Origin of the sequence: Rugamonas brunnea (genome assembly GCF_014042345.1) — a bacterium.
Classification (GTDB): domain Bacteria; phylum Pseudomonadota; class Gammaproteobacteria; order Burkholderiales; family Burkholderiaceae_D; genus Rugamonas; species Rugamonas brunnea.
Genome location: NZ_JACEZT010000002.1, coordinates 308,394 through 320,869 on the forward strand (window position 1 = coordinate 308,394; position 12,476 = coordinate 320,869).

The 12,476-nt window shown below is 67.4% G+C and carries 12 protein-coding genes; 5 read left to right on the forward strand and 7 right to left on the reverse strand.

Features of this window, described 5'->3' with window-relative positions:
* The 4 genes from H3H37_RS05230 to H3H37_RS05245 are packed head-to-tail and all read left to right on the forward strand — an operon-like array spanning position 1 to position 5,416.
* Positions 1 to 2,394, forward strand: a complete 2,394-nt coding sequence (locus H3H37_RS05230) for an aldehyde dehydrogenase family protein (RefSeq protein WP_375539982.1) — start codon at positions 1 to 3, stop codon at positions 2,392 to 2,394.
* Positions 2,395 to 2,445: 51 nt separating this feature from the next.
* On the forward strand, positions 2,446 to 3,768 hold the full coding sequence (gene deoA / locus H3H37_RS05235) for a thymidine phosphorylase (RefSeq protein ID WP_182160580.1): 1,323 nt from the start codon (positions 2,446 to 2,448) through the stop codon (positions 3,766 to 3,768).
* Between the two features lie 14 nt (positions 3,769 to 3,782).
* Positions 3,783 to 4,190 (forward strand): cytidine deaminase, encoded by a 408-nt coding sequence (locus H3H37_RS05240; protein ID WP_182160581.1) that lies wholly within the window; start codon positions 3,783 to 3,785, stop codon positions 4,188 to 4,190.
* A gap of 5 nt (positions 4,191 to 4,195) precedes the next feature.
* Positions 4,196 to 5,416 carry a nucleoside deaminase gene (locus tag H3H37_RS05245; protein WP_182160582.1) on the forward strand — a complete coding sequence of 407 codons (1,221 nt, stop codon included), beginning with the start codon at positions 4,196 to 4,198 and terminating at the stop codon, positions 5,414 to 5,416.
* A gap of 38 nt (positions 5,417 to 5,454) precedes the next feature.
* On the opposite strand, the gene H3H37_RS05250 is transcribed toward H3H37_RS05245, so the two are convergent.
* From H3H37_RS05250 to H3H37_RS05280, 7 genes are all read right to left on the reverse strand, one after another.
* Positions 5,455 to 5,883, reverse strand: a complete 429-nt coding sequence (locus tag H3H37_RS05250) for a VOC family protein (RefSeq protein WP_182160583.1) — start codon at positions 5,881 to 5,883, stop codon at positions 5,455 to 5,457.
* A gap of 178 nt (positions 5,884 to 6,061) precedes the next feature.
* Positions 6,062 to 6,838, reverse strand: a complete 777-nt coding sequence (locus H3H37_RS05255; RefSeq protein WP_182160584.1) for a LytR/AlgR family response regulator transcription factor — start codon at positions 6,836 to 6,838, stop codon at positions 6,062 to 6,064.
* Complete coding sequence (locus H3H37_RS05260; protein WP_182160585.1) at positions 6,835 to 7,746, reverse strand: sensor histidine kinase; 912 nt, start codon at positions 7,744 to 7,746, stop codon at positions 6,835 to 6,837. Before H3H37_RS05260 ends, H3H37_RS05255 begins: the two co-directional genes overlap by 4 nt.
* Complete coding sequence (locus H3H37_RS05265; protein ID WP_182160586.1) at positions 7,743 to 8,009, reverse strand: hypothetical protein; 267 nt, start codon at positions 8,007 to 8,009, stop codon at positions 7,743 to 7,745. The genes H3H37_RS05260 and H3H37_RS05265 overlap by 4 nt, the downstream gene beginning before the upstream one ends.
* A 145-nt stretch (positions 8,010 to 8,154) precedes the next feature.
* Positions 8,155 to 8,754: a GNAT family N-acetyltransferase gene (locus H3H37_RS05270; protein ID WP_182160587.1), complete on the reverse strand. Its 600-nt coding sequence runs from the start codon at positions 8,752 to 8,754 to the stop codon at positions 8,155 to 8,157.
* Between the two features lie 26 nt (positions 8,755 to 8,780).
* Positions 8,781 to 9,464, reverse strand: a complete 684-nt coding sequence (locus tag H3H37_RS05275; protein ID WP_182160588.1) for a TetR/AcrR family transcriptional regulator — start codon at positions 9,462 to 9,464, stop codon at positions 8,781 to 8,783.
* 11 nt (positions 9,465 to 9,475) lie between these two features.
* Positions 9,476 to 10,945 carry an aminotransferase-like domain-containing protein gene (locus tag H3H37_RS05280; RefSeq protein ID WP_182160589.1) on the reverse strand — a complete coding sequence of 490 codons (1,470 nt, stop codon included), beginning with the start codon at positions 10,943 to 10,945 and terminating at the stop codon, positions 9,476 to 9,478.
* A gap of 195 nt (positions 10,946 to 11,140) precedes the next feature.
* On the opposite strand from H3H37_RS05280, the gene aptA reads away from it, so the two are divergent.
* Positions 11,141 to 12,457 carry an omega-aminotransferase AptA gene (gene aptA, locus H3H37_RS05285; protein WP_182160590.1) on the forward strand — a complete coding sequence of 439 codons (1,317 nt, stop codon included), beginning with the start codon at positions 11,141 to 11,143 and terminating at the stop codon, positions 12,455 to 12,457.
* Positions 12,458 to 12,476: the final 19 nt, after the last annotated feature.

Genomic DNA, 12,476 nt, shown 5'->3' on the forward strand with positions numbered 1-12,476 from the left:
ATGCCAACTATTAACGAGATTCTCAATACCATGGAATACGGCCCAGCACCCGAGAGCACCAAGGAAGCGCAAGCCTGGCTGGAGCAGCGCGGCCGCACCTTCGGCCTGTTCATCGACAATGCGTGGAGCGCGCCGGGCGAGCTGTTCGCCTCAGCCAATCCGGCCGATGGCAGCAAGCTGGCCGACCTGACCCAGGCTACGGAAGCGGACGTGGAGCGCGCCGTGGCCGCCGCCCGTCGCGCCCAGCCGGGCTGGCAGGTGCTGGGTGGCCATGGCCGCGCGCGCGTGCTGTACGCGCTGGCGCGACTGCTGCAAAAGCACGCGCGCCTGTTCGCCGTGCTCGAAACGCTGGACAACGGCAAGACCATCCGCGAAACGCGCGACGTCGACCTGCCGCTGGCCGCGCGCCACTTCTACTACCACGCCGGCTGGGCCCAGCTGCAGGCCGAGGAATTCGCCGACTACCGCGCCGTAGGCGTGGTGGGCCAGATCGTACCGTGGAACTTCCCGCTGCTGATGCTGGCCTGGAAGATCGCACCTGCCATGGCGGCCGGTAACACCGTCGTCTTCAAGCCGGCCGAGTTCACGCCGCTGACGGCCATGCTGTTCGCCGAACTGTGCGTGCAGGCTGGCGTGCCGGCCGGCGTGGTCAACATCGTCACCGGCGATGGCCGCGTGGGCGAAGCCATCGTCAAGCATACCGGCATCGACAAGATCGCCTTCACTGGATCGACGGAGGTGGGCCGCGCGATCCGCATCGCCACCGCCGGCAGCGGCAAGAAGCTGTCGCTGGAACTGGGCGGTAAATCGCCGTTCATCGTGTTCGAGGATGCCGATCTGGATGCGGCCGTGGAAGGCCTGGTCGATTCGATCTGGTTCAATCAGGGCCAGGTCTGCTGCGCCGGTTCGCGCCTGCTGGTGCAGGAATCGGTCGAAGCCAAGTTCCTGGCTAAGCTGCGCGCCCGCATGGATAAGCTCACGCTCGGTTCCCCGCTCGACAAGTCGATCGACATCGGCGCGCTGGTGGACCCGGTGCAGCGCCAGCGCATCGCCGGGCTGGTGGAATCGGCCCGCGCCGAAGGCTGCACCATCTACCAGCCGGCCTGCGAACTGCCGGCCGACGGTTCGTGGTTCCCGCCCACGCTGATCACGGGCGCGTCCACCACGGCCGCCGTGGCCCAGGCCGAGATCTTCGGCCCGGTGCTGGTGGCGATGAGCTTCCGCACCCCGCCCGAGGCGGTCCAGCTGGCCAACAACACCGTGTACGGCCTGGCTTCCTGCGTGTGGACCGAGAACATCAGCCTGGCGCTGGACGTGGCGCCGCAGATCAAGGCTGGCGTGGTGTGGATCAACACCGCCAACCAGTTCGACGCCGCGTGCGGCTTCGGCGGCTACCGCGAATCCGGCTTCGGCCGCGAGGGTGGCCGTGAAGGCATGTTTGAATACATGACGGCGCTGTCGGAGGACGCCCGCCCGCCCGCACCGCTGGTGGAAGCGCAGGCCAAGGCCAAGGCCAACGCACACGCGGCGGCCCCGCACGACAGCCCGTTCGGCATCGACCGCACGGCCAAGCTGTACATCGGCGGCAAGCAGGCGCGCCCGGATGGTGCTTACAGCCGCGCCATCCACGGCGCCAACGGCGAATTCATCGCCGAAGTGGGCGAGGGCAACCGCAAGGACATCCGCAATGCCGTGGAAGCAGCCCACAAGGCCGGCGGCTGGACCAAGGCCACGGCGCACAACCGCGCCCAGGTGCTGTACTACATCGCTGAAAACCTGGCCGCGCGCGGCGAGGAATTCGCGGCCCGCATCGCCGCCATGACGGGTGCGAAGAACCCTGAACGCGAAGTGCAGGCCGCCATCGAACGCCTGTTCTACTATGCGGCGTGGGCCGACAAGTATGACGGCCAGGCGCACCAGCCGCCGATGCACGGCATCACGGTCGCGCTCAACGAGCCGGTGGGCGTGATCGGCATCGTGTGCCCGAACGAGGCGCCGCTGCTGGGCTTCATCTCGCTGGTGGCGCCGGCCATCGCGCTGGGCAACCGCGTGGTGGTGGTGCCCTCGGAAGCGCATCCGCTGTCGGCCACGGATTTGTACCAGGTATTCGACACCTCCGACCTGCCGGGCGGCGTGGTCAACATCGTCACCGGCAGCGCCGACGAACTGGCGCGCACGCTGGCCACCCACGCCGACATCGACGCCGTCTGGCGCCACGACGGATCGGCCGAGGGCTGTGCCGAAGTGGAGCGCCTGTCGGCCGGCACGCTCAAGCGCACCTGGGTGGGCGGCGCAAAAGGGCGCGACTGGTACAGCACCGCGCAAAGCGGTGGCCGTGCCGTGCTGGCGCACGCATCCCAGGTGAAGAACATCTGGATTCCGTACGGCGTTTAAGCGGCCACAGGCCCCACTTTCAACACAAAGATTTTTCAAGCGGAGCATCGCATGTTTTTAACCCAAGAGATCATCCGCAAGAAGCGTGATGGCGGCGCCCTGAGCGCCGAGGAGATCCAGTTCTTCGTACGCGGCATCACGGACGGCAGCGTCAGCGAAGGGCAGATCGCCGCGCTGGCCATGGCCGTGTTCTTCAATGACATGAACATGGACGAGCGCGTGGCCTTCACGCTGGCCATGCGCGATTCGGGCGAAGTGCTGGAATGGCGTTCGCTGAACCTGCCCGGCCCCGTGCTGGACAAGCATTCCACCGGCGGCGTGGGCGACGTGGTGTCGTTGCTGCTGGGCCCCATGATCGCGGCCTGCGGCGGCTACGTGCCCATGATTTCGGGCCGTGGCCTGGGCCACACGGGCGGCACGCTCGACAAGTTCGACGCCATCCCCGGCTACTGCACGGTTCCCGACAACGCGCGCTTCCGCCAGGTGGTGCGCGAGGTGGGCGTGGCCATCATCGGCCAGACCTCGTCGCTGGCGCCATCCGACAAGCGTTTCTATTCGATCCGCGACGTGACGGCCACGGTGGAATCGGTGGCCATGATCACCGGCTCCATCCTGTCGAAGAAGCTGTCGGCCGGGCTGGATGCGCTGGTGATGGACGTCAAAGTGGGCAGCGGCGCCTTCATGCCGACCTACGAGAAATCGCTGGAACTGGCGCAGAGCATCGTCGCGGTCGGCAATGGCGCCGGCATGCGTACCTCGGCCATTCTGACGGACATGAACGAATCGCTGGCGCCGTATGCCGGCAACGCGCTCGAAGTGCGCGGCGCGATGGATTACCTGACGGGCCGTTCGCGTCCCGCGCGCCTGCATGAAGTGACGATGGCGCTGTGCGCGGAAATGCTGGTGCTGGGCGGCCTGGCCGCCGACGAAACGGCGGCGCGCGCCAAGTTGCAAGCGGCGCTTGACAGCGGCGAAGCGGCTTCCCGCTTTGCGCGCATGGTGGTGGCGCTGGGCGGCCCGGCCGATCTGCTGGAAAACCCGGACCGTCACCTGGAACGCGCGCCCATCGTGGTGCCCGTGCCCGCGCCCAAGGCCGGCTATGCGGTCAGCACCGACTGCCGTGGCATCGGCCTGGCCGTGGTCAGCCTCGGTGGCGGCCGTCGCCGTCCGAGCGATGGTATCGACTTCGCCGTCGGCCTGACGGAGCTCGCTGGTTTGGGCGAGCGCATCGAGGCGGGCCAGCCGCTGGCGCTGGTGCACGCGCGCACAGAAGCGGCGGCCCAGCAAGCGGTGCGCGAAATCCAGGCCGCGTATCATATCGCCGATGCCGCGCCAGCCGCCAACCCCGTGATCTACCGCGCGATCCGGCCCTAATATAGAGAACACAGATGAACAACGAACAACTGATCGCGGAGGCCGCCGCCGCGCGCCTCAAGGCCTACACGCCGTACTCCAACTTCAAGGTCGGCGCCGCGCTGCTGTGCAATGACGGCCGCGTGTTCCACGGCTGTAACGTGGAGAACGCGTCCTACGGCTTGTGCAACTGCGCCGAGCGTACGGCCTTCTTCAGCGCCTTCGCGCATGGCTACCAGCCGGGCGACTTCGACAAGCTGGCCGTGATCGGCGAGACGGACGGTCCCATCGCCCCGTGCGGCGCGTGCCGCCAGGTGATCCTGGAACTGGGCGGCAACGAGCTGCCCGTGGTGCTGAGCAACCTGAAGGGCGACGTGTTCGAGACCACGGCGGCGGCCCAGCTGCCCAACGCCTTCGGCGGCGCCGACCTGAAAAAGAAGTAAGCACCTTGGCGCTCAAGAAGACCATCGACGTGCAGGCCGCCGTCGCCATCGCGGCGGCCGAGGCTATCGCGGCCAAGACCCAGGGCACCTTCGGCGTGGGCGGGGTGATGCTCGACCAGCATGGCGCCGTGCTGATGTCGCTGCATAACAATGTGGTCCGCCACGGCTTGGTGTTCGATCCCACGGCCCATGGCGAGCGCCAGTTGATCGACTGGTATTTCTCCGAACTGGCCAAGGGCCGGGACTTGCCGGCGCCGCAGGACATCACCATCGTCACCTCGCTTGACCCGTGCTGCATGTGTAGCGGAGCGATCTTGGCCGCCGGCTTCAATGTGGTGGCGGCCGCACCCGATCATCAGGCGGGTGTCAACTTCGATGCCAGCGCTTCCTTCCCGTCGCTGCCGGCGCCGTTGCGCGAACAGGCCGGGGCCGCGTTCAGCTATCCGGCCGTATTGGGCTCGTCGCAGTATGCACGGCCCGCTGCGGGCGCCGCGCCCAAGTCCTTCTTTATCGGCAAGACCATCGCGGAGCCGACCCAGGCCTTGTGTTCGCTCGTGTTCGAGGCCACGCAGGAGGAGGTGACCGCGCTGTTCAATACCGACTTGCCACAATCGCAGCTCAAGTGCCCGGCCACGCTGGCGCCCGACCACGCCATCGTGCGCGCGCTCAGGGCCGTTTATCCCGACGCGCTGCATTACCGTTGCACCCCGCAGCAGCCGGACGCGGACCTGGCGCCCTACCTGCTGCGCGCCATGGCCGAGGACCGCGAGCGTGGTGGCGCCGGTGACGCCGTCGCACTGCTCGATTCGTTCGGCAACCTGCTGCTATGCCTGCCCGGTGGACGTGATCGCTCCGGCATCCGCACCGCGTTCATGGAGACCACACGCGCCTACGCGCGGCTGCGCTACCAGCTGATGGTCGAGGCATGTCCCGCCCAGCGCGAGGAAGTGCGCCAGTACCTGGGCCACCCCAAGGACGGCACCTTCGTGTTCGCCCAGGGGCCGGACGACAGCGCGCGCAGTTTCATGGACCTGGGCGCGTATGGCTCGACCATGGAAGGCCCGTTGCCGTTGCGGAATCCGGCGCAGTTCCAGTACGTGCGCCCGCGCATGGACCCGGACGCGCTGGCCGCGCTGTGCGCGGGCTTGCCGCCGCTGTACCGTGGCGTGATCCGCATCCGCCCCACGCAGGTGGCCGACGCGGCGCTGGTCGCGGCGCTCGCCTGAGACTGGGCAGCCGGCGCACCCTCGAACCGGCGCGCCCTTCAACCCTGCCAGGGATCATAGGTGCCGATACTCCACAGGTGGCCTTCCGGGTCGCGGCAGGTGAAGCCGCGTCCGCCGTAGTCCTCATCCTTGATGTCGAGCACGATGTGGGCGCCCGCTTCGAGCGCGCGGCCGTACACGAGGTCGGCGTCGTTGACCACCAGGTAGGCGGACTGGGTGACGGCCTTGTCCTTCTCGCCCGGCTGCCGGATCAGGCGGCCGTATTCCGTGTCGAACACGGAGGCGAGCATGATCATGCCATTGCCGTATGAAAGCTGGGCATGGGCGATGGTGCCGTCCTCGTGGGGCACCACCAGTTGTTTTTCAAAGCCGAAGGTGTCGCACAGCCATTCGATGGCGGCGGGCGCGTCGCGGTAGCGCATGCAGGGGATGATGGTGGCCTTGGTGGCTTTCGGTATCGTGGACATGGTTCTCTCCCAATCTGGTGTGGAACTGCTTCGATCGTGCCGAGGCCCAGGGGGTTCGCCGTGGCCGGCCCGCGCGGGGGCCGTATTGATGTCGCTCAGAAGGACGGTCATTGGGTGGCAAATCCGGTGGCTGGCTCCAATATAGACCAGTGGGGACGCCGCCACAACCGGCGCGCCGTCACATCTGCTGGAACAGGTGGGCGTGGCCCCGGCTCACTTCCAGCAGCTCGGGAAAGTTGCGCACGCGCACCATCTGGCGTCCGCGCAAGTCGCGTGTGACTTCCTCGATGGCGTCCACCCGCACCAGCGTGGAGCGGTGGATGCGCCAGAATTCGTCGGGGTCGAGCTCATCGGCCAGTTCCTTCAGCGTCTTGCGGATCAGGACTTCGGACTGCAGCGTTTGCACCCGCGTGTATTTTTCGTCGGCCCGGAAGAACAGCACTTCGCGCGTGCTGATCATGCGCAGGCTGCTGCCCACCACGGCCTGTATCCAGCGCAGGTAGTCGGGCTTGGCCGCCGCCTTGCCGCCGTGCTGGCTGCGCAGCAGGGCCGTCAATTGCTGTTCGATGTTGGCCGGCTGTTTGCCCAGCCGCGTTTGCAAGCGGTCGCAGGTCGTCTTCAGGCGCTCGCCGCCGGCCGGCTTGAGCACGTAGTCGAGCGCGCCCTGTTCGAACGCTTCGATCGCGTACTGGTCATAGGCGGTCACGAACACCAGGTGGCAGCGGTTGAACAGCATGCGGGCCGCCTCGATGCCGGACAGGCCGGGCATGCGGATGTCGAGGAACACGATGTCGGGCTGGTGCTGGCCGGCCAGCGCCACCGCTTCGATGCCGTTGGCCGCCTCGGCCACGATCTCCAGCGCCGGCCACACGTCGCGCAGGCGGGTGCGCAACTGGTCGCGCATGGCGTCCTCGTCGTCGGCGATCAGCGCCGTGGCGCGCAGTTGCGGATTCATGCGGCTCCCTTGGCGAAGATGTCGGGCGCGTACGGCAGCCGTATCGTGGCGCGCGCGCCGCCCGTCAGCGGCGCTTCGATCACCAGTTCGGCGCGCGCGCCGTATAGCAGTTGCAGCCGTTCGCGCACGTTGGCCAGGCCCATGCCGTCGCCGGCGTGGGTGGAAAAGCCCACGCCGTCGTCGATCACGTCCACCTGCAACTGGCTGCCCGTGACGCTGGCGCGGATGTCGATGCGGCCGCCCTCTATCTTCGGTTCCAGCCCGTGCTTGATGGCGTTCTCGATCAGGATCTGCAGCATCATGGGCGGGAAGCTGGCGCTGTGGAATTCGGCCGGCACGTCGATCGACACGGCCAGCCGCGCCTTCATGCGCGCCTGCATGATGGCCAGGTAGGCGCGCGCCATGTCAAGCTGGCGGCCCAGCGTGCCGTTGCCCCGGGAGCGCATCTGGGGCAGAGTGGCGCGCAGGTAGTCGATCAGGTGGGCATGGATGCGGGCCGCCTCGGGCGGGTCGGTCTCGATCAGCTGGCCGATCAGGGCAAGGGTATTGAACAGGAAGTGCGGCTCAACCTGGGCTTGCAGGGCCGCCAGCCGGGCTTCCACCAGCCGCCGTTCCAGCGTTTCCTCGCCGGCGTGGGCCGCGGCCTGGCGCGCTTCCAGTTCGGCCTTGCGCTTGCCGCCGGCCAGCACCTTGAGCCCGAACGAGGCCAGCACGAAGGCCAGCGCCTGTTCGGGCTGGCCGAACGGCGTCAGATCCAGCAGCAGCACCAGCACCCAGATGATGATCAGCTTGCGCCATGCCACCTGGGCCAGCCAGTCGAAAAAGCGCCACCACAGGGCGCTGGCCGTATCGCCCAGCTCCCGCACGAAGCCGACCACGCGGCCCGGGGTGCGCTTGGCCGATGTCACGAATGGTGCTCCGGCGGCCGGGCCTTGTGGTGGCGTTCGAGGATGCAGGCGCCCACGGCCAGCTTGAGCAGCAGGAAGGCCGTGAACAGCAGCAGCGCCAGCGGCAGCAGGGTCAGGATCATGGCCATCAGCACGCAGACCAGCAGCAACGCCGGCCACGACATGCGCTGCAGCGTGCGCGCGCCGTAGCGGGCCGTGTGCAGGAAGGCGGTGCCCACTTCGTTGAGGACGTCCAGCACGCCCTGGCGGGTGATTTTACTCATCTGGCAACTCCTTGTGAAAGATGGCCGATGACGTCAATGTAGCGTAGCCGGGCCGGCGGCGACAGCGCCATCCGACCAATTGCGCATAGCGGGGCCTGACCTGCGGCAACGCGCGATGAATGGCGGCCGTGGCGCTGGCAAAGAATCAGACCACCGGGGCCGGACCGGGCTTGCCGCCGTTGTCGTTGCCTCGTGCCGCCCGCCAGTCGCTGCGCAGCAGGCCGTAGATCACGCTGTCGGACAGTTCACCGTCCACGAACCAGCGTTCGCGCAGCCGTCCTTCCTGGCGGAAGTGCAGCCGTTCCAGGATGGTGGCCGATGCGTCGTTGGCCGGATGCAGGTCCGCTTCGATGCGGTGCAGGTCGAGCGCGCCGAAGCCATGGTCGATCAGCGCGGCCAGCGCTTCGGGCATGTAGCGCTGGCCCCAGTGGGAGCGCGACAGCATGTAGCCGATCTCGCAGCGGCGGTTGGCGCGGTGGAACGCATACAGCGTGGCGGTGCCGATCAGCTCCCCGGTGGCGGCCAGCGTGATGGCCAGGCGCAGCGATTCGCCGCTGTCGTAGTGCTGGCGCGACGTGGCGATATGGCTGGCGGCCTGGCCCAGTTCGCGCCACGGCGCGCAGCTCCAGTAGCGCATTGCTTGCGGGTCGGCGTAGATGGCGAACAGGGCGTCGGCGTCGTAGGGTTCCAGGAAGCGCAGTGTCAGGCGCGGCGTTTGCAGGGTGAATGGTTCGAACACGGGCATGGTGGTCAGCAGGATGAAAAGTTTGTTTAGTCGGCGGCGGACAGCGGCGCCGGCGGCTGCACGCGGATGGCGGCCAGCACCATGTCGACGATCAGCTTTTCCCCATCGTCGAAGTCCTTGCGGGTCAGCTGTTTGCGGCCCAGCACGAGCGCCATCTGGGTCGAGAAGTCGGCATAGGACTGGGTCATGGCCCAGATGGCGAATAGCAGGTGGGTGGCGTTGATGGGCGCGATCTTGCCGGCCGCGATCCAGTGCTCGAACACGTCGATGTCCTTGCGCAGCAGCGGCACCACGCGGTTCTGGATCTGGGCGCCGTACAGGGGCGCGCCGCCGATCACCTCCATCGCGTACACGCGCGAGGCCCAAGGCTGCTCGCGCGAGAAGCGCAGCTTGGCCTGCACGTAGGCGCGCAGCACGTCCTGCGGTTCCTGGCTGGGATCGGCCAGGTTCTCCATCCGCTCCAGCCATTCGTCGAGCACGTTGTCGAGCACGCGCTGGTACAGCGCCTGCTTGGACGGGAAGTAGTACATCAGGTTTTGCTTGGACAGGCCCGCGTTCTCGGCCACGGTGGCGATCGAGGTGCCTTCGTAGCCGCATTCGGCGAACACGCGCACGGCTTCGGCGGCGATGTCCGCTTCCAGGCGGTCGCGGTTGAGGGCGCGCCGGCTGTTCTTCGGCAGGGGGGCGGCAGGGGATTTGGCGGTCGGCATGGAGTCGTCTTTCAGCGAGGGCGTATCGAACGCAGGAATTGCAGCAGTTGCGGATGGTCGGCGTAGGCCGCGTTGAAGCGGAACCAGACCGTGTCGGCCGGGTGCAGCAGGAAGAAGTCGTTGGGCGACAGCAGGATGCCGGCTTTCAGCGCCAGTTCGGCCACCACCTTGCCGTTGAATTCCGGGGTGGGCGCGTCCGGCCAGCCGGCGCTGACGAACATGCCGCCGCGCGGGCGCGCCAGCGGCACCATGCCCGCTTCGCGCAGCAGGGCGATGGTGCGTTCGCGTCCTGCGTCGAGCTGGGCGACCAGCCGTTCCACCATGCGCTTGTAGGGCCGCGCCGTGATGGCGTGGTACACGGCCCGTTCGTTGATCTCGGAGGTGGTGAGGCCGGCCAGCATCTTCACCCGCAGCAGCTCGGGCAGCAGCGAGGACGAGGCGCAGATGGAGCCGACGCGCAGCACCGGCGACAGCGTCTTGGAAAAGCTGCCGATCCGGATCACGCGCCGCAAGCCATCCATGGCCGCCAGCGACGCCTCGCCGCGCGGCGCCAGTTCGCGGTAGATGTCGTCCTCTACCAGCCAGAAGTCGAACTGTTCGGCCAGGGCCAGCAGGCGGTGGGCCTGGGCCGCGATGAGCGAGGTGCCGAGCGGGTTTTGCAGCGCCGTGTTGACGAACATGAGCTTGGGCTGGGTGGCCTTGGCCTGGGCCGCCAGCTGGTCCATGTCCAGCCCCTGTTCGCTGCGCGTGATGCCCACCGCCACGCAGCCGTGGTGGCGGATCAGCGACAGCAGGTTGCTGTAGCCGGGGTCCTCCACCAGCACCGTGTCGCCCGGCTTGGTGAGCGTGCGCAGGATCAGGTCGAACGCGTGGGTGGCGCCGTGGGTGAGCAGGATCTGCTCCGGCTCGATCGCATACAGCTCCTCGCTCAGCGTGGCGGCCATGTGCTGGCGCAGCGTGGGAAAGCCCAGCGGATGGCCGTAGCCGCGCAGCCGGTTGGCCGGGATGCGCATGGCGTGGCGCACGGCGTCGAGGATGGTGTCCTCGCCATACCACTCGGGCGGCAGCCAGCCGGCGCCCACGGGCAACGCGTCCGACATGCCCGAATACAGTTCCGGCGTGAGCGCGTCGATGGCGGCCGGGGTGGGGTGGAACGGGGCCGGCAGCAGGGCGGCCGGCACGTCCTGGCGGGCCAGGAAGTAGCCGGAACCGCGCCGCGAGGACAGCAGACCCAGCGTGACGAGCCGGTCGTAGGCCTCCACCACAGTGAAGGTGCTGACACCATTACACTTGGCGAATTGGCGCACGGACGGCATCTTGGTGCCCACGCGCAACTCGCGCCGGCCCACCAGGGCGCTGATGGCGGCCACGATCTGGTCCACCAGGCTGCCTTTGCCGCCGCGCGCGATGGACACCACGGGCCAGCCGCCGTCGGGCGGCGTGTCCGGGTGCCGATCGGGCGCAGTGTGCGCGTCCTCCATCCGTGCTCTCCTTCATGTTGCGCTGAACAAAACTGTAGTGTTTTTGCCGCCTGTACGGTTGGCGAGTTTTGATATTTGTGTATCTGTGCCATAGTTGTTGTGCTGTCTATTATTGCATCATCATTTTGCCAACTGGTAAATTATTTTTACGATGCGCCCGCGCTGCGGCGCCGTCCCGAGGAACTGGAGACAGACATGAATGAAACCCGTCCGGCATCGATGGCGTCCTTCTGGATGCCGTTCACGAACAACCGCGATTTCAAGATCCATCCGCGCCTGCTGGTCTCGGCCGAAGGCATGTACTACAAGGACGTGGACGGCAACACCATCCTGGACGGCACGGCCGGCCTGTGGTGCGTGCCCTGCGGCCACGCCCAGCCCAAGATCGTGGCGGCCGTGCGCGAAATGATAGGCCAGCTCGATTTCGCGCCCACCTTCCAGATGGGCCACCCGGCCGCCTTCGATCTGGCCGAACAGCTGATGGAGTACACCAACCACCGCTTCGGCCACGTGTTCTACACCAACTCCGGCTCCGAGGCCGTGGACACGGCGCTCAAGATCGCGCTGGCCTATCACCGCGCGCGCGGCGAGGGCACCCGCACCCGCCTGATCGGCCGCGAGCGCGGCTACCACGGCGTGGGCTTCGGCGGCATCTCGGTGGGCGGCATCGCCGGCAACCGCAAGCCCTACGGCGCCATGCTGCCCTACGTGGACCACCTGCCGCACACCCACAACCTGGAGAAGAACGCGTTCACGCGCGGCGAGCCCGAATACGGCGCCCACCTGGCCGACGAGCTGGAACGCATCGTCGCCCTGCACGACGCGTCCACCATCGCTGCCGTGATCGTGGAGCCGGTGGCCGGTTCCACTGGCGTGCTGATTCCGCCCAAGGGTTATTTGAAGCGCCTGCGCGAGCTGTGCACCAAGCACGGTATCCTGCTGATCTTCGACGAAGTGATCACGGGCTTCGGCCGCCTGACGACGCCGTTCGCGGCCGACTATTTTGACGTCGAGCCGGACCTGATGACGACGGCCAAGGGCCTGACCAACGGGGTGGTGCCGATGGGTGCCGTGTTCACCAAGCCCTTCCTGTACGAAGCGTTCATGCAGGCGCCGGCCGGCATCGAACTGTTCCACGGCTACACCTACTCAGGCCACCCGCTGGCTTGCGCCGCCTCGCTGGCCACGCTGGAAGTGTTCCGCGAACAGCAGATCGTCGAGCACGCGGCCAGCCTGCAGCAGTACTGGGAGGACGCGGTGCACTCGCTGCGCGGCCTGCCGCACGTGATCGACATCCGCACCATCGGCCTGATCGCCGGCATTGAGCTGGAACCGATCGCCGGCAAACCCGGCGCGCGCGCCTTCGACGCGTTCAAGAAGGCGTTCGCGGACGGCCTGCTGATACGCACCACGGGCGACATCATCGCCTTGTCGCCACCGCTGGTGCTGGAGAAGAAGCACATCGACGAGTTGTTCGGCAAGCTGGCCAAGGTGCTGAAAACCCTCGATTGACGGAGACGGACAGGCCGGG

Excerpts from the sequence above, each read along its gene's own strand:
- H3H37_RS05270 (WP_182160587.1), bottom strand. The coding sequence starts at position 8,754 with ATGCCCGTGTTCGAACCATTCACCCTGCAAACGCCGCGCCTGACACTG.
- H3H37_RS05265 (WP_182160586.1), bottom strand. The coding sequence starts at position 8,009 with ATGAGTAAAATCACCCGCCAGGGCGTGCTGGACGTCCTCAACGAAGTG.
- H3H37_RS05230 (WP_375539982.1), top strand. The coding sequence starts at position 1 with ATGCCAACTATTAACGAGATTCTCAATACCATGGAATACGGCCCAGCA.
- H3H37_RS05255 (WP_182160584.1), bottom strand. The coding sequence starts at position 6,838 with ATGAATCCGCAACTGCGCGCCACGGCGCTGATCGCCGACGACGAGGAC.
- H3H37_RS05280 (WP_182160589.1), bottom strand. The coding sequence starts at position 10,945 with ATGGAGGACGCGCACACTGCGCCCGATCGGCACCCGGACACGCCGCCC.
- H3H37_RS05240 (WP_182160581.1), top strand. The coding sequence starts at position 3,783 with ATGAACAACGAACAACTGATCGCGGAGGCCGCCGCCGCGCGCCTCAAG.
- H3H37_RS05250 (WP_182160583.1), bottom strand. The coding sequence starts at position 5,883 with ATGTCCACGATACCGAAAGCCACCAAGGCCACCATCATCCCCTGCATG.
- aptA (WP_182160590.1), top strand. The coding sequence starts at position 11,141 with ATGAATGAAACCCGTCCGGCATCGATGGCGTCCTTCTGGATGCCGTTC.
- deoA (WP_182160580.1), top strand. The coding sequence starts at position 2,446 with ATGTTTTTAACCCAAGAGATCATCCGCAAGAAGCGTGATGGCGGCGCC.
- H3H37_RS05275 (WP_182160588.1), bottom strand. The coding sequence starts at position 9,464 with ATGCCGACCGCCAAATCCCCTGCCGCCCCCCTGCCGAAGAACAGCCGG.